This window comes from Streptomyces sp. NPDC028289, from assembly GCF_055565975.1.
Map to the genome: position 1 here is coordinate 761,171 of NZ_JBVHTI010000001.1, position 25,853 is coordinate 787,023.

Sequence of the window (25,853 nt, forward strand, 5' to 3'; positions counted from 1 at the left end):
CGCTCGCGCTCCAACACCCCACCCCCACCAGGGAGTTCGCATGGCACGCAACTCAACGTTCTACGCGCGTCGACGAGTCAGCATACTCGCGGCTCTTACCGGACTCATAGCCTCTGTCGCCCTCTTCAACTCGCCGAGCGCCTCCGCCGCCCTCCCCACCCCGGTCAGCGCCGCCACCGCCCGCACCTACCTCGCCTCGCTCACCGTCGCCACCGAGAACCGCACCGGTTACGACCGCGACCTCTTCCCCACCTGGGACACCATCAGCGGCACCTGCAACACCCGTGAGTGGATCCTCAAGCGCGACGGTACGAACGTCGTCACCAACTCCGCCTGCACCGCCACCAGCGGCTCCTGGTACTCCCCCTACGACGGCGCCACCTGGACCGCCGCCTCCGACGTCGACATCGACCACCTCGTCCCGCTGGCCGAGGCCTGGGACTCCGGGGCGAGCAAGTGGACCACCGCCCAGCGCGAGGCGCTCGCCAACGACGTCACCCGCCCCCAGCTCCTCGCCGTCACGGACAACGTCAACCAGTCCAAGGGCGACAAGGACCCGGCCGAGTGGATGCCCTCCCTCACGTCCTACCGCTGCACCTACGTCCGCGCCTGGGTCCAGGTGAAGTACTACTACAACCTCTCGGTCGACTCCGCCGAGAAGAGCGCGCTCACCAGCTACCTCTCCGCCTGCTGAGCACCGGAACCTCCCCGCGGGCCTCCGTCGTTCCGTACCGTACGGGGCGACGGAGGAGGGGACTGTGGCCGGACTGCGCCTGGGACCGCTGCTGAGGTACACCGACGGCTCGTCGGCGACCGTCTGGGTCGAGGCAAGCCGTCCGGGTACCGCCGAGGTGCGCTGCTCGGACGGCGCCGGCGGCACCGCGCGCACCTTCCAGGTGGCCGGCCACCACTACGCCCTCGTCCCGGTCACCGGGCTGACTGCGGGCACCGCACCGTCGTACGACGTCCTCCTGGACGGCACCCGCGTGTGGCCGCCGCCCGGCTCCCCTTTCCCGCCCCCGGTGATCCGCACCCCGGCCGCGGGCGAGCCCCTGCACGTCGTCTTCGGCTCCTGCCGCTGGGCCGCGCCGCCCGCCGACGGCCGGGACCCGGTAGGTCCGGACGCCCTCGACAGCCTCGCCGCGCGCATCGCCGCCGGTGGTGAACGGCCGGACGTGCTCCTGCTGCTGGGCGACCAGGTGTACGCCGACGAGACCTCGGCGGCCACCCGGCGCTGGCTGGCCGCCCGCCGCGACCTCTCGGACGCGCCCGGCGCCGAGGTCGCGGACTACGAGGAGTACACCCGCCTCTACCACGAGTCCTGGCTCGACCCCGAGGTGCGCTGGCTGCTCTCCACCGTGCCCAGTTGCATGATCTTCGACGACCACGACCTGATCGACGACTGGAACACCTCCGCGGCCTGGCTGGCCGACCTGCGCGCCACGCCCTGGTGGCAGGAGCGGCTGCTGAGCGGGCTGATGTCGTACTGGGTCCACCAGCACCTGGGCAACCTCTCCCCGGCCGAGCTGGCCGCCGACCCGCTGTACACCGCCGTGTGCGACGCACCGGACGGCACGGACGAGCTGCGCGCCTTCGCCGCCGGGGCCGACGCCGACCCGGCCTCCGTACGGTGGAGTTACCGGCGTGACTTCGGGCGGGTGCGGGTGCTGATGGTGGACACCCGGGCGGCCCGGGTCCTGGACGAGCAGAACCGCGCCATGCTCGACCCCGGCGAGGCCGAGTGGCTGCGCGAACAGGCCCTGGACGCCCGGGAGTCGTACGACCATCTCCTCGTCGGCACCTCGCTGCCCTGGCTGCTGCCGCACCTGATACACGACCTCGAGACCTGGGACGCGGCACTGTGCCGGGGCGAACGGGGCGTCCGCTGGGCCCGGTTCGGGGAACGGCTGCGCCGCGCGGCCGACCTGGAGCACTGGGCGGCCTTCCCCGCGTCCTTCGCCGAACTGGCCGGCCTGTTCGCCCGGACCGGCTCCGGGCCCGGGGCACCCGCCTCCGTCTGCGTGCTCTCCGGAGACGTCCACCACGCCTACGTCGCCGAGCCCGCATGGCCCGCCGGGACCGCGCCCGAATCCCGCGTGCTGCAACTCACCTGCTCCCCCGTCCACAACTCCGTGCCGCCGACGATCCGGATCGGCTTCCGGTTCGGCTGGAGCGCCCTGGCCCGGTTCCTCGGGCGGTGGCTGGTCCGGCACGGGCGGTGCGCGCGGCCTCCGGTGACGTGGCGCAGGAGGGGCGGCCCGTGGTTCGGCAACCAGCTCATGACGCTGACGCTGCACGGCCGTTCGGCCCGGCTGCGGCTGGAGCGGGCCCGGCGGGACGGGACCCTGGAGACCGTGGCGGAGTCCGTCCTCACCGCCCGATGAGGTCAGCCGAGTGACAACTGCGTTACGTGGGGGGCGCGTTGGCAACCGTTGACCGCGACGGCATGATGAGGCGGACCGTCCGCTTCCTGATCCCGTGCGGGCGGTGTCACTGCCCTGCGCCCCCACTCGCCCGGGAGTCACGTCTTTGTCCTCCTCCCCCCAGGAGTCCCCCCAGAAGTCCGTCCGGGAATCCGTCCAGGAGTCCGAGCCGGTCTCCGTCGCCCTGGTCGGTGCCGGCCCGCGCGGCACCAGCGTCCTGGAACGCCTCTGTGCCTCCGCCCCCGAACTGCTGCCCCCGGGACGCCGTCTCACGGTCCACGTGATCGACCCGGCGCCACCGGGCCCGGGCCGGGTCTGGCGTACGACGCAGTCGGCCGAGCTGCTGATGAACACCGTGGCGAGCCAGGTCACCCTGTTCACCGACGACAGCGTGGACTGCGCGGGCCCCGTACGGCCCGGCCCCAGCCTGCACGCGTGGGCGGCCGGTGCGGCCGGCGGCGCACTGGGCCCCGACGACTATCCGACCCGCGCCCACTACGGCCGCTACCTGGAGTGGGTGTTCGCGCGGACGGTCTCCCGGGCACCGGCGGCCGTCCACGTCGAGACCCACCGCGCCCGTGCCGTACGGCTCGACGACGACCCCGACGGCCGTCGTCAGACCCTCACCCTCGACGACGGCCGCACCCTGCCCGGCCTGGCGGCGGTGGTGCTGGCCCAGGGCCACCTCCCGGCGACGGCGTCCACCACGGAACGCCGGCTCGCCGCGCACGCCGCCCGGCACGGCCTCAGACACATCCCGCCCGCCAACCCCGCCGACGTCGACCTCACCCCGCTCGCGCCCGGCGAACCGGTGCTGCTGCGCGGCCTCGGCCTCAACTTCTTCGACCACCTGGCCCTGCTGACCACCGGCCGCGGCGGCCGTTTCACCCGCACACCCGACGGCGCCCTGCACTACACCCCCTCCGGCCGCGAGCCCCGCCTGTACGCGGGTTCCCGGCGCGGCGTCCCGTACCAGGCACGCGGCGACAACGCGAAGGGCCCGTACGGCCGCCACACCCCGCTCCTGCTCACTCCCGAGGTGATCGCGGGCTTCCGTGAACGCGCGGACTCCGGCGCGGCGCCCGACTTCCTCACGGAGATCTGGCCGCTGGTCGCGAAGGAGGTGGAGACGGTCTACTACGCCGCCCTGACCGGCGACCCGCGGTTCACCGCCCGCTTCCTCGCGGCCGCCGGCCGGCGCGCGGAGACGGCCGTACTCGACGCCCACGGCATGCCGGAGCCGGACCGCTGGTCCTGGGCTCGCCTCCAGCACCCGTACGGGGACCGGACGTTCGCCGGTCCCGCGCAGTGGCGGGCCTGGCTCCTGGGGTATCTGCGCGAGGACGCGGCACAGGCCGCCCTCGGCAACGTGCGCGGCCCTCTCAAGGCCGCCCTGGACGTGCTGCGCGACCTGCGCAACGAGATACGGCTGATCGTCGACCACGGCGGCCTGGCCGGCGCCTCCCGGCGGGCCCACCTGGACGGCTGGTACACCCCGCTCAACGCGTTCCTGTCCATCGGCCCGCCCCGCCGCCGTATCGAGGAGCTCGCCGCGCTGCTGGCCGCGGGCGTGGTGGACGTGCTCGGACCGGGGGTGGAGGTGTACCACGCGGACGGCGCCTGGGTGGCCCGCTCCCCCGAGGTCCCCGGTTCGGAGGTCCGGGTGACCACCGTCGTGGAGGCCCGCCTCCCGGAGCCGGACCTGCGCCGCACCGCCGACCCACTGCTGGCCGGCCTGCTTCGCGAGGGCGCGTGCCGCCCGCACGTGGTGGACGGCCACGAGACCGGCGGCGTCGACGTCACACCACGCCCGTACCGCCTCGTCGACCGCCACGGCCGCCCGCACGCACGGCGGTTCGCCTTCGGGGTGCCCACCGAGGGGGTGCACTGGGTGACCGCGGCGGGAGCCCGGCCGGGTGTGGACTCGGTGACCCTGTCGGACGCGGACGCGATAGCACGGGCGGTGCTGCGGACGGCGGCCGAGGGGGAATCACGGACGGCGGCGGACCGGGAGCGGCCGGCGGCGGCCGAACGGCCGGCGCCGGTCGCCGTATGACGCCGCACGACACCCGCATGACCGTTCGCCGATAACCCTTTGCCGAACATACGAGCCCCCCGTGACACTCCTGTCACACCCCCCGCGTACGCTGTATGGCTGTCGCCGGGGGGCACAACAGGACAATCGCGGGGGAACCGTCGTGTGGGAAAGCATGGGGTCGCTGGAGGCCGGACCATGGATATACGCCATGGTGGCCCTCTCCGTGCTCCTTGATGTGTTCCTGCCGGTCCTGCCGAGCGGAGTGCTGGTCATCACCGCGGCCACGGCAGCGGCGGCGGGCACCGGCGCGTCGGCCGGACGGGTCCCGCCGCACGCCCTGCCCGACATCCTGGCGCTGACCCTCTGCGCGGCCGCCGCGTCGGTCCTCGGCGACCTGTTCGCCTACCGGCTGGCCCGGCGCGGCGGGGCCCGCCTGGACCGTGCGATCGCCCGCTCCCGACGCCTGACCAACGCGCAGGAACGTCTCGGCGAGGCCCTCTCCCGGGGCGGCGGCGCACTGGTGGTCCTGGCCCGTTTCGCCCCGGCCGGCCGCTCGATCGTCTCCCTCGGCGCCGGCGCGACCCACCGCAGCGTCCGCGACTTCCTCCCCTGGTCCGCCCTGGCAGGCCTGACCTGGGCGGTCTACAGCGTCGCCCTCGGCTGGCTGGGCGCCCAGTGGCTGGGCGCGACCTGGATGGCAACGGCGGTGTCGGTGGCGGCACTGTTCGGCGCGGGTGCCGGGGCCGGCTACCTCATGCGAAGACGCCGCCCGGCGTAGTACCCACCGCCTCCGGCCGCGGGCGACGTCGCAGCTCCTCAGCCGCGGGCAGTCGTGCCTCCGCCGGCGCCGGTAAGCGTCCCCACCCCCACCTCAGCCCCCGCTCACAGCCCCCTGCCCCCTCACCTCCAGTCCCCCCAGCAACGCAGCGGTGGCCTCCGCAACCGCGTCCACCGCCCGCTCGAACACCTCCCGGTTGTGCGCGGCCGGCGCCCGGAACCCGGACACCTTCCGCACGTACTGCAACGCGGCAGCACGGATCTCCTCCTCCGTGGCCTCCTCGGCCAGCTGAGGCGGACGCAGGGTCTTGATACTCCGGCACATGTCCCCAGTCTCCCGCAGACCCCCTCCTTCCTGCGAGGATCTTCCAGAGGCGGCCACCGCTCCCGGGGCCGACCGACGAGAGGACAACTCATGCCGAACACCCCGAACACCCCCGTCCCCCGCCTCACCGTCGCCGTCCTCGGCCCCGGCGGCGTCGGCGGCCTGCTCGCCGCCCTGCTCTCCCGCTCCGGCCACCGCGTCCTCTGCCTCGCGGGCGAGGAGACGGCAGGCACCCTCCGTACCACCGGAATCCAGGTCCGCAGCGCCCGGTTCGGCGACTTCACGGCCCCCGTCGACGCCGACACCGCCCTCCGCGAACCCGTCGACGCCTGCCTGATCACCGTCAAGGCCACCGCCCTGGACGCGGCCCTCACCCGGATCCCGCCCGAGGCCCTCGGCGACGCCCTCCTCGTCCCGTTCCTGAACGGCGTGGAACACCCCGCGCTCCTGCGCGCCCGGTACGCCCCCGACCGCGTGGCCCCCTCCGTGATCCGCGTCGAGTCGACCCGCACCGCCCCCGGCCTGATCGAACACACCAGCCCCTTCGCGGAGATCGACCTGACCGGCGACAAGGTCCCCCGCCCCCGCCTGGAGTCCCTGGCCGAAGCACTCACCGCCGCCGGCCCGGCCACCCGCGTCCTGGACGACGAAACCACCGCCCTCTGGGCGAAGATGTCCTTCCTCGCCCCGTTCGCCCTCCTCACCACCCGCTACGCCCTCCCCCTCGGCGAGGCCCGCACCCGGCACCGCGAGGAACTGGCCTCCCTCGTGGCGGAGACCGCAGCCGTCAGCCGTGCCTGCGGCGCGCCCGTCGACCCGGCCCAGGCCCTGGCCCGGTACGACGCCTTCCCGCCCGCCGCCAAGTCCTCGATGCAACGCGACGCGGAGGCCGGACGCCCGCTCGAACTCGACGCGATCGGCGGCGCGTTGCTGCGCGCGGCGGACCGGCACGGCGTACCCGTGCCGGTGACGGCCCGCATCGTCAGGGAGTTGCGCGAGGCCGGACGCTAGCGGCTGTTCCGCCCGGGGTGCGGGCGGCGGCGAGGAAGGCGGCCATCTTCTCGCGGCTCTTGACCCCCGGCGCGGTCTCCACGCTGCTGGAGACGTCCACGCCGTAGGGCCCGAACTCCTCGATGACACCGGCGACGTTGTGCTCGTCGAGGCCGCCGGCGATCACCACCCTCCCCGGCACCTCGCCGACCCAGTCGGGGATGTCCGCGAACACGCCGCTGCCCGCGCTGGCGTCGTAGAAGAAGTACCGGAGCGCCTCCGGCTTCTCGGGCGGGGTGCCGGAGGCGAGCGCGAGGTTCGGGATGTCGGCCGGCTCGTAGATCTGGACGACGTCGACGTGGTCGGCGACGGCGGCCGTCTCTGCGTGCGTCAGGGCCACCGCGAAGACGGGGATCCGTCCCCGGGCGTATCCGGCCAGCGCCACGGCCCGTTCGGGCGGGCAGTACCGCTTGCTCTTCGGCGTCACGACGATCCCGACCGCGTCGTACCCCAGCTCGACGGCCCAGTCGATCTGCTCCTCCCGGGTGAGCCCGCACACCTTCACGAACGCCGGCTGCCGCTGCCCGCTCATCCTGTCCCTGCTCCGTTCTCCCGCCCGGCGGGAACACGATCCTGTCCCTGTCCCTGTCCCCCAGCTTCTCAGCCCGCGGGCCGGGCCGTTTGTCAGTGGTGGCTGCCAGGATCACCGGCATGACGCAGACGAGCGAGGACTGGCGGTCGTTCCTGGTCCGCTGGAGCCAGGAGTGGGCGGACGCGCAGGGCGGCGACGCGACGGAGCGGGACGAAGAACCCCTGCGGACGCGCTGGCTGGGGTTCCCGCCCGCATCGGAGGAGCGCATACGCGAGCTGGAGGAGCGGCTCGGGCACCGGCTGCCGCCGTCGTACCGGTCCTTCCTCGCGGTGAGCGACGGCTGGCGGCATGCGGGCGGGTTCGTCTGGGTGCTCGCCGGCACCGGCCAGGCCCGGTGGCACGAGGACGCGGCGGGCCTGTCCGAAGACTTCCCGGGAGAGCTGGACGACGACCCCACCCCCGAGGACGAACTCCTCGCCGGGATGTGGGGGCGGGCACTGCAGCTGGACGTGGAGTCGGACGCCCTCTACGTCCTGCTCGACCCCGGGGACGTGGACGACGCGGGCGAGTGGGCCGTGTACACGTGGGCGCCGTGGCATGCGGACGTACCGACTCGGTACGGGTCGTTCCGTACGTTCATGGAGACGATGTACCGCGAGTTCCACCACCTGTGGGCGGGCGACTCGCAGCAGGGCGGGCCGGTGTTCGACAACGCGACGACACGCGCCCTGGACGCCTCCGTGTCAGCCGCACGGCTGGACGCGCTGGGCGGGAGGTACGAGCAGGCAGCAGCGGCACTGGCGGAGGCGGTCGCCTACGGCAGGCCACGCGCCAAGGGGCTGCACGACCAGATCCGCCGGCTGCTCGGGGAGACGTACCTGGTGTCCTTCCGCGGCCTGACGGCCGACCCGGTGTACGTCCCGGAGATCGTGCCCGTGCTGGCGGCCGAGCACGCCCGCATGCGCCGGCACGGCGGTCTGGCGGCCCACGACCTGCCGGGCGCCTCCGACACGGTGCGCGCGGCAGCGGACGAGGTCCTGCGGCAGATACAGGAGGGCACCTACCAGTACACCGCCGAGGGCCCCTTCGGCCGGGCCGTCGAGGAGGCCCGGGAACTGGCCCGCTGGGGCGAGACGGACGCGGCCTGGCACACCCTGCGCGCCGCCCTGCCCGACTGGCGGCCGCTGAGCCCCGAGCACCTCGCCCCGCTCGGCCTGTGCGCCGACCCGCTCCTCGGCCCCCTGATCACACCCGACCGGGGCCGCGAACTCCTCGCCACACCCCGCGCCGGACAGCCGGGCGACACCCCGCCGCCCACCGCCGACCTGGACCCCCCGGGCCTGACCTGGCTGACCGACGAGACCCCCGGCACCTCGCGAGCCTCGTACCGCTTCGTCCTCGTGGAGGGTGTGGCACCGGCCGACCTGCCGTCCCGCATCGCCGCCGGCGAACCCACCGCCCTCTACGCCCCGACGACGCCGTGGGAGGCCCAGACGCGTTTCCGCGCCGTCGAGAGCATCCCGCCGTGGGCAGACACGGCGCTGACCGCCGTCGGCCGGGCGGGCCCCGGCTGGAGCTTCGTGTTCGAAGCACGGTCACATGGGAACTTCGACGAACGGCGCTTCGTCTCCCCGGGCCTGGCAGCTTCCCGGGACACTCGCACGGTCACGGTGTGGAGCCGGCCGTCGCGCGACCACCGCCCGGCCGTCTTCCACCTCTCCGTGGCCGAGAACGGCGAGGAGCGGTACGGCGTGACCGCCCTCGGCACCACGACCGAACACCGGGGTCCCGTCCCGGAGCCCCTCCGCTTCCCACCGGACGGCCCCGACGAGCACCGGCAGCACGAGCGCCGTGTCCTGGAGGCCCTCGGAACCGAATTCGGCGTCCGCCTGCCCCGGTTCGCACTCACCCAAGGCCGCCTGCACGCCCTCCGCACCCGCCCCTGGAACCGCGCCCCGGGCCCGGGCGAGTCGTACATGACCGTCCGCCTGGTGCCGCACCGGCCGTAGCGGAGGACTCCCGCCGCCCTGCGCTATACGTGGCGGGTACGGACCCGCGTCGGCCGGGTCCACGGTATGAGGGCCGGGACGCGATGGCGGTAGGCCTGGTACGAGGCCCCGAACCGGCCGGCCATGAGCGCGTCCTCGGTCCGTACCCGGCTCAGCAGCCACGGGACGACGACCGCCAGGACGGCTGTCCAGACGCCGAAGCCGCAGGCCAGCATGGCGCCGACGACCAGTCCGAGCAGGCCGGTGTATATAGGGTGGCGAACCAGCCCGTAGGGCCCGTCGGTGCGCAGTTCGTGGTGCTCCAGGACCGTCGGGACGCTGGCCCACATCGTGCCCAGGACCCAGCGGGCCCACAGCAGCAGAGCGGTGGCGGCGACGACGAGCAGGGCGCCGAACAGCGCGAGTCCGGGCTGCCAGTACTGCAGCCGGTGCCAGAACCCGGCGGTGTGCCCGACCAGCCAGGAGAACAGCCAGACCCCGGCGACCAGCAGCACCCGGCGGGGCAGCGTACGGCGCAGCCCGCGCACCCAACCGCGTGCACCGGCCTGGCTCTTCATGCCGAAGTAGACGGCACCCGCGATCCAGGCCACGACGAAGACCAGGACGCAGACACCGGTGAGAGCGACGAGTGCCGAGTGCAGTGATCCCATGCCTCAAGGCTCCTCCGGCACCCGGCCGGTCACCACCACCCACGGGTCGATGGAGAGGGCCTCCACCCACCGGTGGGGTCCCGGTCCGGTATCGGTATGAGGGCGTGGCCGACGGAGTCCACGGCTCCGGGAGACGCTGCCGCCGTGGACAGCGGAATCAGACGGTGCGCGAAGTGGGCCGGGGACGCGGTCGCGGCGGTGGCCATGGTGGTGGTCGAGGCGGTCGCACTGTTCGGAGTCCTCGCAATTTTGACGTTCTACACGTTCGCGGCGGCGTGGGTCCCGCTGGCGTGCCTGGGAGGTCTCGCCCTGTGTGCGGGGATCTTGGCGGCCGCGGCGTGGAGCGTACGCATGTGGGTCATGGCGGTAGTGCAGGGGCTGGTCACCGGGGGTTGCCTGGTGGTGGTGATCGACCTCTGGGGCGGCGCGTGACGATGCGGTCCGAGGGCACCACGCGTCGAACACATGAACCCCACGAACAAACTCGCCACCTAAAATCGAACAGGCGTACCATTGCCGCGTGGCTGCGACCTATGACTTTCCGAGTGACCTCCTCGCCGGTCAGGAGGAGCTGCATCAGGTCCGGGCCGAGCTGTCGGCCCTGCTGAAGCGGCTCCCCTGGTCGGTCGAGCCGCTGGACGGATTCAGCGACGAGGGCGGCTGGCGCAAGGTGGAGCGCCCCGCCTCCCCGGGCTGGACCGAGGACGAACAGGCCGAGGTGGAGAAGCTGCGCCGCCGCGAGCACGAACTCGCGGTGTTCGTCAGCGGCCACCGCTTCTGGGCTGAGGTCACGGCCCCGGACCGCATGGACGCCCGGAGCCGGCTCAAGCACGCGCACGAGAAGGGCTGAGAACACCGGAGGACCCCGGCCGAATCGGCCGGGGTCCTCTGTTCACGTGGGCGCGGACGGTTTCGAACCGCCGACATCCTGCTTGTAAGGCAGGCGCTCTACCCCTGAGCTACGCACCCGAGACGAGTCGACAGCCTACATTGCCAGGGCCGCTGTCCCGCAAACCCGTATCCAGGCCGACCGCGCGTGCCGTCGCCGACCGGACGTTCGAACCGTGCCCGGCTCATCGCATTTCGCCCGCGTGTCGCGTGTGTTCGTCTTTCACGATTGACATCCTCCTCCTCTCAAAAGAGGGGGATTCCAACCCAGGTGGGTTGAAGTTCACGGACGCTCGACCGCTGATGGGGCGGTGTCGTCCCTCCGGCACCGGCTGAGCGCCGGGGGCGAAGAATGCCGCCCTGTCCTGCCGCGACGTTGGTTGATGCATTGGTGTCTGCGTTGCAGGTGAACCCACAGGATACGCACTCGAAGTCGGCTTGGCTCTTGCGCGACTTCTTCTCGATCCATCCGCAGGCGCTGCATCGCAGGCTGGTGTACGGGGCCGGTACGTCTTCGACCCGGCCGGGGGCCTTGTGCCCGCGCTGCCGCAGCAGCCCCCACCCTTGGGCGAGGATCGCCCGGTTGAGTCCCGCCTTGGCTGCCCGGCCGTTCTTGAGGTACTGGCCGGGCCGGTCCGGGTCGGGCTTCGCTCTGGCCCTGGCGGTCATCGACGTGATGTTCAGTTTCTCGAACCGCACCAGGTCGTACGACCGGGCGAGCATGGTGCTTGTCTTCTCGCACCAGTCCTTACGCCGGTCCGATTCCCGCGCCTTGAGCCTGGCGACCTTGGCGTACTCGGCCGTTTTGCGTTCGCTGCCCTTGGGCGCGCGTGCCGCGCGCCGCTGGTGCTTGCGGACCTGCGCCTGTTCCTTGGTGGTGAGCCGGGGACAGTTGAGGGTGCGGCCGTCGGAGAGAGCGGCGGTGATCTTCACGCCCCGGTCGATACCGATGACCTCGCCCGTGCCCGGCGCGTCGATGGGGTCGGGGATGACGGCGAACGCGGCGTGCCATTGCCCGTTCTTGAGCGTCACACGGAACGTCTTCGCCGACGGGAGCTCGGCACCGTTTCCCTTGACGCCGAGGCGGAAGCGTACCCAGCCGCAGCCGGGCACCTTGACTTGCGCCCAGCGGCGGTTCAGTTTCTGCACCACGACGGACCGGCCCATGACCTGCTTGCCGGTCTTCGCGTTCAGCTTCGGCGTGCCGTCCTCGTTGTACTCGGGTACGCGCTCGTCGCCGATGACGCGGAAGCCCTCCTGCCGGAACTTCTTGCGCCAGGTCGGTTCCCCGAACCCGGAGGTGACACGCGCGTTCTTGGCCTGGGCAAAGTCCTTGAGAGCCTGGGCCTGGACGGTCTGGTTGCCGGCGCGCAGCCACTCGTTGCCGTGTCAGGCTTCGGTGAGCTGGCGGCACTGCTCGACGAAGCCAGGGGCGGACTTGCGGCCCGGCTTCCAGTGCGAGTGCTGTTCGACAGCGAGGTTCCAGACGTACCGAGCGTGCGCGCAGTGCAGCAGCATCTGCTGCTCCTGCTCGCCCGTGGGGTACATCCGGAAACGACTCATGCACCCATTATGGGTGCACTTTGATCCTCGGCCAAACCCGATCCGGGTCTACTCTGGGTGCATGGTGAACTTCAATCTCCGGCTCCCCGACGACCTTCATGCGGCCATCAAGGCAGCGGCCGAACGTGACGGACGCTCCGCCCATGGGCAGATGTTGTGGTACCTGCGGCGTGCCACCGAGTCCTCAGGTACGCCGGATCGCCCCGGCGGCGACCCTGCAACCCCTTCCCCGCTACGCGGGAACGGGCATTCACTGCAGCCCTGAAGAACCGGGCACCCTTGCCCGGAAAGATCGGTGGGAGAATTGCAGCGACCGCCAGGACAGAGGGCGCAGCGTGGTACGGGAGAGGGAGAAGTGACGGGGACATCGGCGACTTCGGCGGTATCCGAGCAGTCGTACCCGCCTCCCGTACGGGCCCGGCGCACGCCGCTCCGGGATGTTCTCGGGCTGGTGAGCCTGCCGTTGCTGGCGGTGCTGGTGGTGCCGGGGGCGTTCGCCGGTGGCGGGACCCGGCGGTGGTTCGGGGGGCGCGCGGAGAGTCAGCGGGCGGAGGCGCAGGCGGCCAAGGACGCCGCGGCCGCCGCGTTCTACGAGCTGGACACCGCCCAGCGGGACCTGCGGATCTCGATAGAGACCATCTCCGCCGTCGACGACTCGCCGGCGGCCCGTCGTGCCGTCTCCGACTTCGAGGCGCTGGGCCGGCGGATCGACGAGGTGAGCAACCGGTACATCCAGGCCATCGACGCCTATGACCTGGACCGGGACGACCTGGAGGCCGCCACGGCGGCGCGGGCGCGGGGGGAGATCTCCGGGGCCAAGGACGAGCTGGTGCGGGTCCGGGGGGAGCTGGACCGGTTCGGGGAGTCGCTCGGGCCGTTGCTCGGCAAGGCCGAGACGCAGCTGGCGCGGCTGGCGCCCGCCGTGGAGCGGGCCCGGCAGGCGCTGCTGGCGGCCAGTAATGCGCTGGATGCGGTGCGGAAGACCCCCCTCAGGGCCGATGAGCTGGCGGCCCGGCTGGCCGCGCTGTCGCCCGAGCTGACCAGGCTCAACCAGGGCGCGGGGCAGCATGGCGTGCAGGCGACGCTGGAGCGGGCCGGGCGGGTGCAGCGGGAGGCCGAGGCGATCCGGGTCGAGGCCGAGCGGCTGCCGGAGCAGGCCGCGGAGATCGATCACCGGCTGGTGAGCCTGCGGACGCGTGCGCAGGCGCTGACCACGCGGGCCGGGCAGGTGGACCCGGTCCTCAGCGAGCTGCGGCGGCGGTTCTCGGCGGCCTGCTGGCAGGACCTGCAGCAGGTGCCGCAGCAGGCGGCGGAGAACGTGCGGCAGGCCGAGGTGAAGCTGCGGGAGGCGCAGGCCGCGCGGGACGCGCAGAGGTGGGCGGACGCCACGTCGCTGCTGTCGACCGTGCGGGCGCTGCTGAACAGTACGGACGAGGCGGTTTCCGCGGCCGGTGACCGGTTGGGCCGACTGAACGCCGTACAGAAGGATCCGCAGGCGGAGATCGAGCGGACGCGGTTCGCGATCCGGGACGCTCAGCGGCTGGCGATGGCCGGGCGGTCCAGCCCGGATCCGCGGCACGCGCGGCCGCTGGACGACGCGGTGGCGCGGCTGGACCGGGCGGTGGGGACGCTGGAGGGGCGGCATCCCGACTACTGGCACTTCCTGACGGAGACGGAGGCGGTGCGGCAGTCGGTGGCACGGACGGTGGCGCAGATCCGGGAGGACCGCGGCACCGGTCACCCGTGAGCCGTTTGCCGTCCGGTCGGCGCAGGCGGATATTGGGAGGCGACCCGCAATCCAGATGGGGAGGCGGAGATGGCCTCACACACGGCTCATTCGGGACACTCAGCACATTCGGGGATGTCGCGGCCGCGGATCGTTTTCGACGAGGCGCTGCCCGTCGATCACCGGCTGAACCGGGTCTACCGGATCGGGGCGGGGCTGATGGGCCTGTTCCTGCTGGCCTTCGGGATCCTCGGGCTGACCGACAACATCGGCTTCTTCGACACGGGCGGGAACTCCGCGATCGGCCTGAACACCAACGGCGCGCTGAGTGTGCTGTCGATCTGTGTCGGGCTGTTGCTGTTCGTGGGGATGGTGATCGGCGGCAACTTCGCGTCCACGCTGAACATGGTCCTCGGGGTGCTGTTCATCCTGAACGGCTTCCTGTTCCTGGGACTGCTGGACACGGATTCGGACTTCCTGGCCTTCAAGATCCAGAACGTGCTGTTCAGTTTCGTGGTGGGTCTCGTGCTGATGGTGTTCGGGATGTACGGCAGGGTCAGTACGAACCTGCCGCACGACAACCCGTACTGGCGGGCCCGCCACCCCGAGGCGGAGCAGCGGGCCGTGACAGCTGCCGATGATCAGGTGCGGTAGGCGTAGTAGTACGCGTTCGGGTACGACGCGACGAGGCTCGCCAGCGACCTGCGGTAGGTGTTGTTGGAGTGGTAGGTCACGTACGGGATGCCGTTGGCCACGTACGTGACGATCATCGTGTGGTCCTTCGAGCCGTCCCGGTCGAAGTCCATCTGGATGACGTCGCCGACCTGCGCCTGGAAGACGTTGGCGAGCGGGGTGGTCCGCTTGGAGTTCTGGGCGAACCAGGACCACTCGTTGACGCCGACGAACGAGTCCGACTGGATGTCGGCGGTGCCGAACCACTTCGTGTAGTCGTACACGTAGCCCGGGACGTGCTTCCAGCCGCCGGCCTTGAGCGACTGGCTGACGAAGTTGGTGCAGTCGCCGCCGGCCGTCTCGTTGTTGTAGTCCGGGTAGGCCGGGTTGTAGTTGTAGACGTACTTCTCGGCGTAGGCGGCCATCGCCTTGTAGTCGTACGTGCCGCCGGTGAGGGTCTTCGGCACGGGCGTCGGGTTGCGCGTGATGGCCGCGCGCGGGGCGTCCGGCGTGGTGTTGCCGTCGTCGCCGGTGGCGGGCGCCTTGACCGAGGGCTTGGACAGCGTGTTGACGGCGAGGCCGCCGTCGTCGGTGTCCTGGATGTTCGTCAGCTGCCAGGTGCCCTGCCGGTCGGCCTTGAAGGTCAGCTCGTGGTGGGCCTGGAAGCCGGTGGTCTTCGGCGTGCCGGAGGCGGCCTTCGCGTAGGTCAGCGTCGTCGTCTCGGTGACGTCGGCCTTGGCGGTGCGGCCGGTCACGCGGGTCGCGTCGAGCGTGACCTGGGTGCTGCCGGCGCTGTACGTCTCGCCGGCCTTGGCGATGCTGCTCTGGCGGCCGCGCAGCTGGGTCAGCGCCGCGTTCTCGTCGCGCGACTGGGTGCCGGAGAGCCGGACGTCACCGGAGAAGCGGGACGTCTGCTTCTTCTGCGAGGCACCCTGCACGAGGGCCTGGGTGCGGTCGGTGAAGACCGCGTCGGCCAGCTTCTGGAAAGTCGCCTTGGTCGCGGCGTTCACGGTCGGGTCGTCGACGACGGCCGCGCCCGCGCTCCAGTTCGCCGCGAAGGCGACGCCCGCGACGACCGAGGCTGCCGTCGCCGTGACTATGGCCGCGCGGCTGCGCTTACGGCTCAGTTTTCTGGATTTCAATGATGTTCCCCTCTACGCCGGTACTCCTACCGGGCGACGGCATCTTCGCACGGCGTGTGTGACTCCTGTGAAGGGGGTTGCAGGATTGGAATCCGCTTGCTGCCGCGCCGACTTGAACCGCCTGTCATAAGTCGGTACAAGGCTCACTTCACGATGCTCGACCAGTCCGCCGGGGCCTGGGCGGGGTCCAGGGTGCGCAACCGGGCGAGGGTGGCCGGGTCCTGGGCGTCCATCCAGTCGGCGAGTTCCTTGAAGGAGACGCACTTGACGCCCTTCTTGGTGCATATCTTCGGGATGACCTGGTCGATGGCCTTCATGTAGATGCCGCCGTTCCAGTCCTCGAAGTGGTTGCCGATGAACAGCGGGGCGCGGCTGCCGTAGTAGACGCGGTTGAAGCCGTCCATGTAGGAGTCGACGGTCTGCTGCTCCCAATCGGCGTACTTGGAGGGGTCGCCGTCGGTCTCGCCGTTGGACTGGTTGTAGAGGAAGTTGAAGTCCATGGACAGGCCTTGGTAGTCACCGCCGGGGTAGGGGAGCATCTCCAGCGGGAAGTTCCAGAGGCCGTCCTTCTTCGAGGGCCAGATCTGGAAGTCGCCGGGGGAGCTGGCGTCGTACTTCCAGTTGTAGCCGTATTTCTGCAGGGCCTTCAGCAGGTTGGGCTGGCCCTCCAGGCAGGGTGCGCGGCCGCCGACGACCTCCTGCTTGAAGTCGAAGGGCAGGGCGGGAATGTCCTTGAAGCCGGTGTTGGTCTTCCAGTTCTCCACGAACTTGTAGAACTGGTCGATCTCGCTCTTCCACTGTTCGACGCTCCACTCGCCGCCGCCCTTCTTCTCGCAGAAGTGGCCGTTGAAGTGGGTGCCTATCTCGTTGCCGTCGTTGTAGGCCTCGCGCAGCTGTTCCAGGGTGGTGCGGATGTGTTCGTCGGTGGCGTAGTCGATGGCGGCGTCGCCGGGCTGGTGCATCGGACCGGTGTAGAGGGTCTTCTTGCTCTTGGGCAGCAGGTAGATGCCGGTGAGGAAGAAGGTCATGTGGGCGTTGTACTCCTTGGCCATCTCCCGGTAGTGCGAGAAGAGATGGTCGGAGCCCTCCAGGGCGCCGTCCCAGGAGAAGACCACGAACTGGGGCGGCTTCTCCCCCGGCTTGAGCTTCTCGGGCTTCAGCTGGTCCTTCTGCGGCCCGGTGTAGGACGTCGAGCCGTCGCCCAGGACGTGGGTCTTGCCGTCCCACTTCGGCGACGCCGACGCCGACGGGGAGGCCTTCGTGGTCCCGGCGGCGGTGGGCGCGGTGTCGTCCTGTCTGGTGAGCACCAGGTAGCCCGCGACGAGGGAGGCCACGACCAGGAAGGCGGCCAGGGTCATGACCTCCGGGCGGGCTGGACGGCGGTCACGGGCGGGCGCCTTGCGGCGGTGGCCGCCGGCTGTCGGCTTCGTGCGGGGCTTCATGCTCGGCTCATTCTGCGGGTGGGTGGCGTGGGGAGCTTCGTGGCCTCGGGGGTCAGTCGAGGCCCATGGCCTGTGCCCAGACCGTGTACGGGACGTTGTCGGTGCCGGATCCGGCGATTCCCTTGAGCGGGAGTGGCTCCAGGGACTTGTTCAGGTCGATGCGGTACACGACGACCGACGTCGTCACGTTCGAGAGCGTGCCGGTGTACCAGGCGGCGGTGTCCTTGCCGCCGGCGTAGGTGCTGCCGGCCTTTCCGGCCGCCGCGTTGGTGAGGGCGGGGGTCGGGTGGGCCAGGCGGAACGATTCCGAGAGTGCCTGTTCGACGTCCTCGGCCACGTCGTCACGGACCGCGCGGGTCGGCCGGGGGGTGTCCAGGAGGATCTTCTGGCCGTTGCGGGTGATCTTGGAGACCGAGTACGGCTCGGTGTGGTCGCCGCCGGCCGCGAACGTGGCGTATCCGCTCGCCATCCGGATCGCGCTGGGCGTGGAACTGCCGATGGACAGCGCGGGCACCTGGGGTCCCATGCTCTCGGAGAGCAGCCCGGAGGCCACCGCGGTGGCGCGCACCCTGTCGAGTCCGGTGTCCATGCCGAGTTGCATGAACGGTGTGTTCACCGACCGGGCGAGGGCGTTGTCCAGGCTGATCTGCCCGTAGGACTTGTCGTCGTCGTTCTTGGCGTAGACCTTCTTGCCGCTGCGGTCCCAGTACGGTCCGTCGGGTGTGGTGACCGGGACCTTGTCGTCGCCGTCGTAGAGCGTCTCGGGCAGGACGTCGGTGGCGGCCCCGCCGCGTTCCTTGTGGACGCCGTTCTGCAGCCCGGCCGCGTAGACGAAGGGCAGGAAGGCGGTGCCGGCCGGGACGGTGGTGGCGTTGGACTCGTTGTAGCCCTGGGTCCGGTGGTCGGGTCCGCCGTACACGGCGACGATCCGCCCGTCGGTCGCGACCGAGGCGGCGCCGTAGTGGGCGGCCGCGGCGTTCTTGGGGTCGCTCGCCTTGGCGTCCTTGCGGGCCTTGGTCACGGCCTTGGTGAGGGTGTTCTCCTTCTTCCGGTCGAAGGTGGTGTAGATCTGGTATCCGCCCAGGTCGAACTGTTTGTCCGAGATATGGGCGGACTTCTTGGCGTACTGCTGGGCGAGCTCCACCAGGTAGTCGCTCTGGCTGCCGGTGTCGTACACCTTGTTGGTCGCGATCGGCTCGGGGAACTTCGTGTACTTGGCGCGCTCGGCCGGCGACAGCTTGCCGATCTTGACCATCCGGTCAAGGATCCAGGACCAGCGTTCCACCGCCCGCTTGTGGTTGGCCTTGCCGAGCGTCGGGTCGTAGAGGCCGGCGCCCTTGAGCAGCGAGGCGAGCACGGCGGCCTGGCTGACGTTCAGCTGGCTGACGTCCTTGCCGTAGTAGGCCTGGGAGGCGCGCTGGATGCCGTACGTGCCCCGGCCGAACCAGCTGGTGTTGAGGTAGCCCTCCAGGATCTGGTCCTTGCTCATCTTGTTGTCGAGCTTGAGGGAGATCATCGCCTCGGTGAACTTGCGGCTGATGGTCTGGTTCTGCGTCAGGTAGACGTTCTTCACGTACTGCTGGGTGATGGTGGATCCGCCCTCGGTGTCCCCCTCGCCGACCGTGCGGTACAGGGCCCGGGCGATGCCTTTGACCGAGATGCCGGGGTCGGTGTAGAAGCTCTCGTTCTCCGCCGCGAGCACCGCCCAGCGCACGTCCACGGGTATGTCCTTGAGCGGCATGTCCTGCCGCTGCACCCAGCCGGTCCGGGCCATCGGCGTCCCGTCGGACCAGAAGTAGACGTTGTCCTGCTGGGTGGCGTACGTGTTGAGGTTGGAGGGTATGTCCGTCGCGGCGTAGGCGACCACGAGGAACAGCCCGGTCAGCCCGATACCCCCCAGCCAGGCCCCCAGCCACTGCCGCCAGGACGGCACCCAGCGCCGCCAGCCGCTCCGGCCGGGCCGCGGGTACAGCGGCCGCAGCTTCCGCGCGTACGGCGCCAGAGGCTCGAGCCGGGGCCCCACGAGAGCCCGGAACCCCGCCACCGCCTCCAGCACGCGCTCACGCGGCGACGGGCGGGCGCTGCGGCGCCGCTCCGCACGGCCGCCGGAGGCCGTCGGCTCCGGCTCCGTCTGCCGCTGTTCGGGCACCCGGATCTGCATCGTGACGTCCGCCCGCAGGGCGTCCACCTTCAGATGCAGGGTCTCGTCGTGCACCGGCAGATCCGGCTTGTTCCGCCGGACCCCCTCACGAGGCGCGGGGATGCTTCCCTTGCTCTCGCCCGCCTTCGCGGCATCGGCATCCGAGGCCCGCAGCGCGTGCAACTCGTTCCACAGAGCCTCCGCCTTCTGCCGTGCGGCCTCCTGTGCACGCTGAGCGTCGTCGCCCTTCTGCCACAGAGCATGCTCCGCACGCAGGCCGTCGACCTTCAGATGCAGCGTCGCGTCCGGCTCGAACGGCTTTCGATCCCGGGATTTGGCCTGGTCACGGCCGTCCTCCGGGTCGCCCGTCCGCTCCGTTGCGTCCGTCACGACTGCGTCTCCCCTCGCACTCGGTCTTGCGCGCGCAGGTAGACACGACGGGTGGCAGGGCCGCGGCGGGCGCGGCGCTTCGAGCCCCCCTCTTCCCCCGGTCTTTTGGCTCCTCGCGGCCAGCTCAAATTATCAGCGATCTTTTCAATATCTCCGCACAAGTATCGGACAGAAAGGAACACTCATGAAATTCTGAGGTGCAGTGATGCCCGTCACTCCCGCATCGCTGCCGCTAGCCTGTCCCTCATGCCCCGCTACGAGTACCGCTGCCGCACCTGCGGCGACACTTTCGAACTGTCCCGCCCCATGGCCGAGTCATCGGCTCCGGCAGCATGCCCGGAGGGACATCAAGACACGGTAAAGCTCTTGTCGACAGTGGCGGTGGGGGGTACGGCCTCCGCGTCCGCCGCCGGCTCCGGCGCCCCCGCCGGCTCCGGTGGGGGCTGTTGCGGCGGCGGTTGCTGCGGCTAGCTCCCGGCACGGACCGCCTTCAGGAATTCCCGCACGATTCGCTCACCGGCAAGCACCCCTCGCTCCGGCAGCGCGGCAATGGCCGGCCCGGCCCACCCGGCGTCGGCCAACTCCCCGTGCCCCGGCCGCCAGCCGCGGTCCGCGGCCAGCAGCAGGTCGGCATCGAGCAGGGAGTCACCGGCGGCCAGCGTCAGCTCGGCCCCGGTCCGGCGCGCGACCTCCCGCATGGCCGCGCTCTTCGTCAGCGGCTTCGGCACGGCGTAGATCTTCCGTCCCTGCAACGACACCGTCCAGCCGCGGTTCTCCGCCCACACCGCGAGGCTCTTCACCCACTCCTCGGGCAGCAGCTCCCGCTCCACGACCAGGTAGGCGAACAGGTCCTCGGCGACCCGCTGCTTGCGCAGCCACACCGGGTCGGCGTGCTCCGTCAGATACGCCCGCACCTCGTCCAGCGGCGCGCACTCGTCGGCCAGCCGCGCCAGCACCCGTCCGTGCCAGTCCCCGTCGGACACCCCGTCGACCAGCAGATGCCCGCCGTTGGCACAGATGGCGTACCTCGGCGCGGGCCCCGGCAGGTTGATCCGCTCGTACTGCTTACGGGTCCGGGTGGTGGTCGGCACGAAGACGGCCGCGTCCCCCAGCTCGGTCAGCAACCGCGCGGCCGTCTCCGTCAGGTACGACAGCGGCCTGCTCTCGTGCACCTCGACGCAGAGCAGACGGGGCGCCCGCGCATCCGGCATGGTCAGCGCCAGGGCACCCGCCGAGTAGATGAGCGTACGGTCGAGGTCGCTCGCGACGAGCACCGCCATCAGACGTTCACCGCCCGGCCGTCGGCACCGGTCGCCCCGCGCGTGTACTTGGGATGGATCAGCCCGACACAGGTGTACGGCAGCTCGCCGACCTCCTCCACCGGCACCCCTCTCTGCTCCGCAAGGAGCCGCACATGGTCCAGGTCGGCCCCCGCCCCGGCCCGCGCCAGGATCTTCCAGGGCACCCGGCGCAGCAGCACCCGGGTGGTCTCGCCGACACCCGGCTTGACCAGGTTCACGTCGTGGATGCCGTACTCCTCGCTGATCCGCTCGACGGCCGCCCAGCCCTCCCAGGTCGGCGTGCGGTCGGCGACGGCCAGCTCCTTCACGGATGCGTCCACGGCGTCGGCCACCTCGGCGAACCGCGCCGCGACGGCGTCCAGGAAGGCCACCGAGACATCGGCGCCGGCCAGTTCGCGGTAGAACTTCGCGCCGTGGAAGTCGCCGGGACCCACCAGGTCGGCCCGCAGCACGGTCCGCGAGATCAGCCCGGAGACGGTCGAGTTGAGGCACGCGGAGGGGATCAGGAAGTCCTCCCGGGTGCCGTACGTCCGCACGCACGACCCGGGGTCGGCGAGCACCGCGATCTCCGGATCGAACCCGGAGACCCCCTCCCGCGCCTCGAACTCCTCGACCGCGTCCGCCAGTTCCCGGGTGATCGCGCCCTTCCCCGTCCAGCCGTCCACGAACACGACGTCCCGCGGGTCGTGGTGGGCGGCCAGCCAGCGCAGCGCGTTCGCGTCGATGCCGCGGCCGCGCACGATCGACACCGCGTAGTGCGGCAGGTCGAGGCCGTACCGGAACTGCGCCCAGCGGCGCATCAGCACGCCCACCGGGGTGCCGGCCCGCGCCAGCGACACCAGTACCGGCCGCGGCATGGGGGTCCCCCCGCTCGAGCGAAGCCGAGAGTGGGGGAGTTCGGCCATCACGGTCTCGGTGACCACCCCGACCGCCTGCGCGATCCGTGCCGCCGAGGTCTCCAGGGCGGCGTGGAACAGCGCCTGGTACTGGTCGCTCGGCTGGTACTCCACCGGCAGCGACTCGGCGTAGTGCGCGCCGCCGCTCTGGATCGCCTCCTCGCGCTCCTCGGTCGGCGCCTCCAGCGTGACGTCCGAGAGGTCCTGGAGCAGCCAGCCGACGTCCTCCGCCGGGTACGAGGAGAAGGCGGGACCGCGGAGGGGCTCGGGCAGCATGGCGGGGCTCTCTTCGGTCAGCGCGGGGACGTACGACGGTACAACCGCGAGCAGGACGTGCGGGGCATGCGCGCCGAGCCGGTCCAGCAGGCCGCCGGGCGCGTGCAGTTCGGGGGTGTCACCGGCCGAGTCGACGAACAGGACGACGGCGTCGAAGCCGGCGCCGGCGACGTTGTACGCGTAGCGCTCGCCGGGGCCGTCGGCCGGGTTGTCGTGGGCCGGGAAGACGAGGCGGCTGCGGATGGCGTAGCCGGGGTCGTCGACGGCCAGGACGGGCGAGCGGGTGGTGGTGGAGAACCGCACCTCGGCGGTGACCAGGGCCTCCAGCTCGCGGGCGATCCTCAGGGGGGCGTACATCAGCTCCTCGAAGCCGAGCGTGAGCACGCGGCGGGCGTCGGGGGGCAGGGCTTCGGCGAGCCTCGCGGCCATGAGGGGGAGGGCCGACTCCAGGCGTATGCGGTGGGCCGGGGTGAACCCGTGCCGTCCGCCGTCGGGGAGGCCGTGCGGCCAGTGCAGGTCGACGCGGGTGAGGTGAGGGGCGGTGCGGTTGTCGGTCGCCTGCGGGCCGGTGGGGGCCGGTCGCGCAGTTCCCCGCGCCCCCAGGGGGCTGGACTTGAAGCCGGCTTCAGGGGCAACGCCGGGAAGGGGCGCGGGGAACTGCGCGACCAGCCCCGGCGCTGCCGCAGACGACGAAACACCTGTCGCGGCAATCTCTTCGTACCGCGCCACCAGCTCCTGGCCCTTTTCGAGAACACCCTCCGGCAGCTTCACGATGCCGGACGCCGCCGCCACCAGGTCCACCCCGGCGCCGATCTCCTCGGCGAACGAGGTCAGTCGCCCCGCGTCCGCCGCCGACCGCATATCCACCAGAGCCACCACGACGTAACGTTTCCGCGGATAACGGGCGTGCAGGTCGCGGATCGTGTTCAGGACCGTGTTGCCGGTGGAGAACTCGTCGTCGACGAGGACCAGGGGGCCGTCGCCGGAGAGCAGGGCGGGGTCCTCGGGGAGCAGCAGGTGCGAGGTCGCGTGCGAGTGGGACTCCTCGAAGCCGCCCGCGGGCGCGACCCCGGCGACCGGCCGGCGCGTGGAGTGGAGATACGGGGCGAGGCCGATTCCGTCGGCCACCGAATGCCCGAGGCCCGTGGCCGTCTCGGCGTAGCCCAGCACGACCGCCTGCCCGGCCTCCGACTCTCCGAGCAGGTCACGCACCCGTCGGCCCAGACTGAACCCATGCCCGTACACCACGGACGGCGACTGCGGTACGTGCTTGCCGAGCACGTTGGAGACCAGGAGGTGGGCGCGTCTGGGGTTGCGGCGCAGGGCCAGGCCGAGGAGGGCCGTCAGGCCGTCGTCGCCCACGAGTTCGACGCCGAGCCGCTCGGCGACCCAGCTGCCGGACCAGACCCCGTTGTTCGCTGCGATGTTCATGGGTTCCCTGTGTCGTCCCGTAGCGTCCGTCAAGCCGGTATCCCGGCGGCGAGCAGCTCCACGAAGCCGACGTCCTCGTTGGCCACGCCGAACACCTCGGCGCGGAGCATGGTCCGCTCGGCCCAGGCGCGGTGCGGCTTCACCTCGTTCATCTTGTTCGTGTAGGCCGAGCGAAGTACACCCCCGCCGCCGCGTTCCGGCCGCAGGATGTCCTGGGCGTCGGAGAACTCCTCGTGACTGACGACGGACAGCGCGTGCACGGGAATGACGTGGGACGGATGGATGCAGGTCTTGCCGAGCAGTCCGTTGGCCTGGTCGAGGGAGATCTCCCTCAGCAGGCCGTCCATGGCGTGCTCGATGAGCCGGTCGCGCAGTTCCACGGCCTGCTCCGCCAGGAAGGGGCTGGTCCGCAGCATCGGCTTGAACATGCGCTCGGGGACCCGGAAGTACTCCCACACCGGCCCGGTCACCGTGAACCCGGTGCCGTCGGCCCGGCCCAGCATGTTGACGACGTCGGCGATGACGGAGGCGATGATCTGCACGTCGTAGGCGGTCATGTCGGGGGCCCTGCGCAGCCCGTAGGACGAGCAGAAGTCGGTCACCCCGAGGCGCAGCGCCAGCACCTTGTCGCGGTACTTGTCGACGGCGCGGGCGATGCCCTCCAGGGCGTCCACACGCGTCTCCCGGTACATCAGCTCGGGCGTCTCGAGTACCGGCATGCCGAAGAGGCGGCGGCCGCTGCGCAGCGTGGCGCCGTCCAGGGCCTGGAGGAAGGGGATGCCGCGCTCCTCGGTGAACTTCGGGAACACGAATCCGGACAGCAGCGACACGCTGCCGCCGAGCCGTCGTACCAGATCGGGGATCTGCTCGGGCTCGCGCACCCGGATGAAGAGCAGGGGCAGCTCGACGCCCGCGCGCTCGCGCCCGGCCAGGTCGGCGAACTGCCGGACCAGGTTCTCCTCGCCCGCCGGCACGTCCTCGTCGCCGATCGAGTCCTCCAGGCACAGCACCATCGAGACCACGCCGAGCGCCGCCTGCTTGACGATGTCGTCGGCGAGCCGCGGCCGGGTGGCCGGGCTGTACAGCGTGGCGCCCAGGGCCGCGGAGAGCAGCCGGGCCGGGGAGTCGGCGGTGAACTCGCACGGCTCCTGGTGGAAGAGGCGCTGCCGCACCTCAGGTGCGATGTGCCCGAAATGACGCATAGAACTCCCCCGTGGCATGGGCCGAGCCTGTGAAATTGGTAAAGGGTGGCCGGTAATAGTACGTACAAAGCCATGTCCGGGGTTCCCGCCGGGCATGAATTTCAGGTAACCCGCCTGTGTCGGTCGCGACGCCCCCCGCGTTGTCGTGACCAGGACCGAGAGGGCAGGATGACCGCATGACGCACGCGATGCTGAAGGGGTCGAACGTCCCCGTGGAAGCCACCACGGTCCGGGCCGTGCTGCGCTGGACGCCCGGGCAGGGAGTTCCGGACGTGGATGCCTCGGCGCTGCTCCTCGGCCCCGACGGACGTGTGCGCTCCGACGAGGACTTCGTCTTCTACAACCAGCCCCGGCACCCCTCCGGGAAGGTCTGGCGGCTCGGCAAGAAGCGGGTGGCCGAGGGCCTCACCGACACGATCCAGACAGATCTCCCCGGTGTCGAGCCCAGTGTCGGCCGAATCCTCCTGGTCGCGTCGGCGGACGGCGTCCCGTTCGAACACGTACCCGCCCTGCGCATCCTGCTGTACGACGCCTCGGCACCCGACGCCGAACCGCTGGCCCACTTCGACATCAAGCCGGAGACCGGCGCCGAGACGGCCCTGATCTGCGGCGAGCTGTACCGCAGGGGCGAGGGCTGGAAGTTCCGTGCGCTCGGCGAGGGCTACAGCAACGGCCTGAAGGGCCTGGCCACGGACTTCGGCATCTCGGTGGACGAGTCCGAACCGATGGAGGAACCCCTGACGTCCCTACCGCTCCCGCCCGAGCAGCCGACGTCGGTACCCACCCAGCCGGCGTACGGCTACCCCCAGCCGGCCACCTACGGCTACCCGCAGCCCGCCTACACCCAGCAGCAGCCCCAGTCGGGCTACGGCTACCCGCCCCCGGCCCCGATCCCGGTGGCAACGGTCCCGAACGCGGACTTCCGGCTGCCGCCCCAGGGCCCGCAATTCATCGGGCGGTGACTGCCCCTGCCCAGGGGC

At 71.3% G+C, this 25,853-nt stretch carries 24 protein-coding genes and 1 tRNA gene; 13 read left to right on the forward strand and 12 right to left on the reverse strand.

The window, feature by feature from the left end; all coding sequences use genetic code 11:
* Positions 1-40: 40 nt before the first annotated feature.
* The 4 genes from ACZ4UV_RS03390 to ACZ4UV_RS03405 all read left to right on the forward strand — a co-directional run bounded on the left by ACZ4UV_RS03390 (position 41) and on the right by ACZ4UV_RS03405 (position 5,239).
* Complete coding sequence (locus ACZ4UV_RS03390; RefSeq protein WP_451017987.1) at positions 41-694, forward strand: HNH endonuclease family protein; 654 nt, start codon at positions 41-43, stop codon at positions 692-694.
* A gap of 64 nt (positions 695-758) precedes the next feature.
* A complete protein-coding gene (locus ACZ4UV_RS03395; protein WP_467835641.1) occupies positions 759-2,384 on the forward strand; it encodes an alkaline phosphatase D family protein in 1,626 nt (541 codons plus the stop codon).
* 223 nt (positions 2,385-2,607) lie between these two features.
* Complete coding sequence (locus tag ACZ4UV_RS03400) at positions 2,608-4,479, forward strand: FAD/NAD(P)-binding protein (RefSeq protein WP_467836511.1); 1,872 nt, start codon at positions 2,608-2,610, stop codon at positions 4,477-4,479.
* 190 nt (positions 4,480-4,669) lie between these two features.
* Positions 4,670-5,239, forward strand: coding sequence for a DedA family protein (locus tag ACZ4UV_RS03405; RefSeq protein WP_451017985.1), 570 nt, complete (start codon positions 4,670-4,672; stop codon positions 5,237-5,239).
* A gap of 93 nt (positions 5,240-5,332) precedes the next feature.
* Here the strand turns inward: ACZ4UV_RS03405 and ACZ4UV_RS03410 are convergent, their stop codons facing one another.
* Positions 5,333-5,563, reverse strand: a complete 231-nt coding sequence (locus ACZ4UV_RS03410; RefSeq protein ID WP_351494278.1) for a DUF2277 domain-containing protein — start codon at positions 5,561-5,563, stop codon at positions 5,333-5,335.
* Positions 5,564-5,653: 90 nt separating this feature from the next.
* Between ACZ4UV_RS03410 and ACZ4UV_RS03415 the strand changes: the two genes are divergently transcribed.
* On the forward strand, positions 5,654-6,574 hold the full coding sequence (locus ACZ4UV_RS03415; RefSeq protein ID WP_451019657.1) for a ketopantoate reductase family protein: 921 nt from the start codon (positions 5,654-5,656) through the stop codon (positions 6,572-6,574).
* Here ACZ4UV_RS03415 and ACZ4UV_RS03420 read toward each other — a convergent pair.
* Positions 6,546-7,145: a phosphoribosylanthranilate isomerase gene (locus tag ACZ4UV_RS03420; RefSeq protein WP_390045316.1), complete on the reverse strand. Its 600-nt coding sequence runs from the start codon at positions 7,143-7,145 to the stop codon at positions 6,546-6,548. The genes ACZ4UV_RS03415 and ACZ4UV_RS03420 overlap by 29 nt on opposite strands.
* A 119-nt stretch (positions 7,146-7,264) precedes the next feature.
* Between ACZ4UV_RS03420 and ACZ4UV_RS03425 the strand changes: the two genes are divergently transcribed.
* Positions 7,265-9,154 carry an SMI1/KNR4 family protein gene (locus ACZ4UV_RS03425; RefSeq protein ID WP_451019656.1) on the forward strand — a complete coding sequence of 630 codons (1,890 nt, stop codon included), beginning with the start codon at positions 7,265-7,267 and terminating at the stop codon, positions 9,152-9,154.
* Between the two features lie 23 nt (positions 9,155-9,177).
* On the opposite strand, the gene ACZ4UV_RS03430 is transcribed toward ACZ4UV_RS03425, so the two are convergent.
* Entirely contained in the window at positions 9,178-9,804 is a 627-nt protein-coding gene (locus tag ACZ4UV_RS03430) for a methyltransferase family protein (protein WP_451019655.1), read from the reverse strand.
* 144 nt (positions 9,805-9,948) lie between these two features.
* Here ACZ4UV_RS03430 and ACZ4UV_RS03435 point away from each other — a divergent pair, with 144 nt between their 5' ends.
* Together ACZ4UV_RS03435 and ACZ4UV_RS03440 are read left to right on the forward strand one after the other, a co-directional pair.
* A complete protein-coding gene (locus tag ACZ4UV_RS03435) occupies positions 9,949-10,236 on the forward strand; it encodes a hypothetical protein (RefSeq protein ID WP_451019654.1) in 288 nt (95 codons plus the stop codon).
* 88 nt (positions 10,237-10,324) lie between these two features.
* The gene (locus ACZ4UV_RS03440) at positions 10,325-10,654 is read left to right on the forward strand and encodes a hypothetical protein (protein WP_390045310.1); all 330 of its coding nucleotides are present in this window, start codon (positions 10,325-10,327) and stop codon (positions 10,652-10,654) included.
* A gap of 47 nt (positions 10,655-10,701) precedes the next feature.
* Here the strand turns inward: ACZ4UV_RS03440 and ACZ4UV_RS03445 are convergent.
* From ACZ4UV_RS03445 to ACZ4UV_RS03455, 3 genes are all read right to left on the reverse strand, one after another.
* Positions 10,702-10,773, reverse strand: a tRNA-Val gene (locus ACZ4UV_RS03445).
* Positions 10,774-10,938: 165 nt separating this feature from the next.
* Positions 10,939-12,066: an RNA-guided endonuclease InsQ/TnpB family protein gene (locus tag ACZ4UV_RS03450; protein ID WP_467836517.1), complete on the reverse strand. Its 1,128-nt coding sequence runs from the start codon at positions 12,064-12,066 to the stop codon at positions 10,939-10,941.
* 15 nt (positions 12,067-12,081) lie between these two features.
* On the reverse strand, positions 12,082-12,255 hold the full coding sequence (locus ACZ4UV_RS03455) for a helix-turn-helix domain-containing protein (RefSeq protein ID WP_467835645.1): 174 nt from the start codon (positions 12,253-12,255) through the stop codon (positions 12,082-12,084).
* Between ACZ4UV_RS03455 and ACZ4UV_RS03460 the strand changes: the two genes are divergently transcribed.
* From ACZ4UV_RS03460 to ACZ4UV_RS03470, 3 genes are all read left to right on the forward strand, one after another.
* Positions 12,254-12,520: a type II toxin-antitoxin system antitoxin gene (locus tag ACZ4UV_RS03460; RefSeq protein WP_467835647.1), complete on the forward strand. Its 267-nt coding sequence runs from the start codon at positions 12,254-12,256 to the stop codon at positions 12,518-12,520. The two genes, ACZ4UV_RS03455 and ACZ4UV_RS03460, sit on opposite strands and share 2 nt — an antisense overlap.
* A 90-nt stretch (positions 12,521-12,610) precedes the next feature.
* Positions 12,611-14,002, forward strand: coding sequence for a hypothetical protein (locus ACZ4UV_RS03465; protein ID WP_451019651.1), 1,392 nt, complete (start codon positions 12,611-12,613; stop codon positions 14,000-14,002).
* A gap of 69 nt (positions 14,003-14,071) precedes the next feature.
* On the forward strand, positions 14,072-14,635 hold the full coding sequence (locus ACZ4UV_RS03470; RefSeq protein ID WP_451019650.1) for a DUF4383 domain-containing protein: 564 nt from the start codon (positions 14,072-14,074) through the stop codon (positions 14,633-14,635).
* On the opposite strand, the gene ACZ4UV_RS03475 is transcribed toward ACZ4UV_RS03470, so the two are convergent.
* From ACZ4UV_RS03475 to ACZ4UV_RS03485, 3 genes are all read right to left on the reverse strand, one after another.
* Positions 14,623-15,795 carry an amidase domain-containing protein gene (locus ACZ4UV_RS03475; RefSeq protein WP_390045304.1) on the reverse strand — a complete coding sequence of 391 codons (1,173 nt, stop codon included), beginning with the start codon at positions 15,793-15,795 and terminating at the stop codon, positions 14,623-14,625. The two genes, ACZ4UV_RS03470 and ACZ4UV_RS03475, sit on opposite strands and share 13 nt — an antisense overlap.
* A gap of 143 nt (positions 15,796-15,938) precedes the next feature.
* Entirely contained in the window at positions 15,939-17,237 is a 1,299-nt protein-coding gene (locus ACZ4UV_RS03480) for a polysaccharide deacetylase family protein (RefSeq protein ID WP_467835650.1), read from the reverse strand.
* A 52-nt stretch (positions 17,238-17,289) separates the two neighbouring features.
* Positions 17,290-19,398 carry a transglycosylase domain-containing protein gene (locus ACZ4UV_RS03485; RefSeq protein ID WP_467836523.1) on the reverse strand — a complete coding sequence of 703 codons (2,109 nt, stop codon included), beginning with the start codon at positions 19,396-19,398 and terminating at the stop codon, positions 17,290-17,292.
* 615 nt (positions 19,399-20,013) lie between these two features.
* Between ACZ4UV_RS03485 and ACZ4UV_RS03490 the strand changes: the two genes are divergently transcribed.
* A complete protein-coding gene (locus ACZ4UV_RS03490) occupies positions 20,014-20,238 on the forward strand; it encodes an FmdB family zinc ribbon protein (RefSeq protein ID WP_293997744.1) in 225 nt (74 codons plus the stop codon).
* Here ACZ4UV_RS03490 and ACZ4UV_RS03495 read toward each other — a convergent pair.
* Genes ACZ4UV_RS03495 through ACZ4UV_RS03505 form a run of 3 tightly spaced genes read right to left on the reverse strand, consistent with a single transcriptional unit; the run spans position 20,235 to position 24,873 of the window.
* Complete coding sequence (locus ACZ4UV_RS03495; RefSeq protein WP_467835651.1) at positions 20,235-21,047, reverse strand: HAD family hydrolase; 813 nt, start codon at positions 21,045-21,047, stop codon at positions 20,235-20,237. The genes ACZ4UV_RS03490 and ACZ4UV_RS03495 overlap by 4 nt on opposite strands.
* On the reverse strand, positions 21,047-23,671 hold the full coding sequence (locus ACZ4UV_RS03500; protein ID WP_467835653.1) for a phosphoribosyltransferase: 2,625 nt from the start codon (positions 23,669-23,671) through the stop codon (positions 21,047-21,049). The genes ACZ4UV_RS03495 and ACZ4UV_RS03500 overlap by 1 nt, the downstream gene beginning before the upstream one ends.
* Before the next feature lie 29 nt (positions 23,672-23,700).
* A complete protein-coding gene (locus tag ACZ4UV_RS03505) occupies positions 23,701-24,873 on the reverse strand; it encodes an HpcH/HpaI aldolase/citrate lyase family protein (protein ID WP_390045296.1) in 1,173 nt (390 codons plus the stop codon).
* A gap of 176 nt (positions 24,874-25,049) precedes the next feature.
* Between ACZ4UV_RS03505 and ACZ4UV_RS03510 the strand changes: the two genes are divergently transcribed.
* Entirely contained in the window at positions 25,050-25,835 is a 786-nt protein-coding gene (locus ACZ4UV_RS03510) for a TerD family protein (protein WP_451019646.1), read from the forward strand.
* Positions 25,836-25,853 lie beyond the last annotated feature (18 nt).

What these genes read in the sequence shown, in the direction of transcription:
- ACZ4UV_RS03390 (WP_451017987.1), top strand. Translation starts at nt 41, where the DNA reads ATGGCACGCAACTCAACGTTCTACGCGCGTCGACGAGTCAGCATACTC.
- ACZ4UV_RS03405 (WP_451017985.1), top strand. Translation starts at nt 4,670, where the DNA reads ATGGTGGCCCTCTCCGTGCTCCTTGATGTGTTCCTGCCGGTCCTGCCG.
- ACZ4UV_RS03410 (WP_351494278.1), bottom strand. Translation starts at nt 5,563, where the DNA reads ATGTGCCGGAGTATCAAGACCCTGCGTCCGCCTCAGCTGGCCGAGGAG.
- ACZ4UV_RS03415 (WP_451019657.1), top strand. Translation starts at nt 5,654, where the DNA reads ATGCCGAACACCCCGAACACCCCCGTCCCCCGCCTCACCGTCGCCGTC.
- ACZ4UV_RS03420 (WP_390045316.1), bottom strand. Translation starts at nt 7,145, where the DNA reads ATGAGCGGGCAGCGGCAGCCGGCGTTCGTGAAGGTGTGCGGGCTCACC.
- ACZ4UV_RS03425 (WP_451019656.1), top strand. Translation starts at nt 7,265, where the DNA reads ATGACGCAGACGAGCGAGGACTGGCGGTCGTTCCTGGTCCGCTGGAGC.
- ACZ4UV_RS03430 (WP_451019655.1), bottom strand. Translation starts at nt 9,804, where the DNA reads ATGGGATCACTGCACTCGGCACTCGTCGCTCTCACCGGTGTCTGCGTC.
- ACZ4UV_RS03460 (WP_467835647.1), top strand. Translation starts at nt 12,254, where the DNA reads ATGCACCCATTATGGGTGCACTTTGATCCTCGGCCAAACCCGATCCGG.
- ACZ4UV_RS03455 (WP_467835645.1), bottom strand. Translation starts at nt 12,255, where the DNA reads ATGAGTCGTTTCCGGATGTACCCCACGGGCGAGCAGGAGCAGCAGATG.
- ACZ4UV_RS03470 (WP_451019650.1), top strand. Translation starts at nt 14,072, where the DNA reads ATGGCCTCACACACGGCTCATTCGGGACACTCAGCACATTCGGGGATG.
- ACZ4UV_RS03480 (WP_467835650.1), bottom strand. Translation starts at nt 17,237, where the DNA reads ATGAAGCCCCGCACGAAGCCGACAGCCGGCGGCCACCGCCGCAAGGCG.
- ACZ4UV_RS03485 (WP_467836523.1), bottom strand. Translation starts at nt 19,398, where the DNA reads ATGCAGATCCGGGTGCCCGAACAGCGGCAGACGGAGCCGGAGCCGACG.
- ACZ4UV_RS03490 (WP_293997744.1), top strand. Translation starts at nt 20,014, where the DNA reads ATGCCCCGCTACGAGTACCGCTGCCGCACCTGCGGCGACACTTTCGAA.
- ACZ4UV_RS03495 (WP_467835651.1), bottom strand. Translation starts at nt 21,047, where the DNA reads ATGGCGGTGCTCGTCGCGAGCGACCTCGACCGTACGCTCATCTACTCG.
- ACZ4UV_RS03500 (WP_467835653.1), bottom strand. Translation starts at nt 23,671, where the DNA reads ATGAACATCGCAGCGAACAACGGGGTCTGGTCCGGCAGCTGGGTCGCC.
- ACZ4UV_RS03505 (WP_390045296.1), bottom strand. Translation starts at nt 24,873, where the DNA reads ATGCGTCATTTCGGGCACATCGCACCTGAGGTGCGGCAGCGCCTCTTC.
- ACZ4UV_RS03510 (WP_451019646.1), top strand. Translation starts at nt 25,050, where the DNA reads ATGACGCACGCGATGCTGAAGGGGTCGAACGTCCCCGTGGAAGCCACC.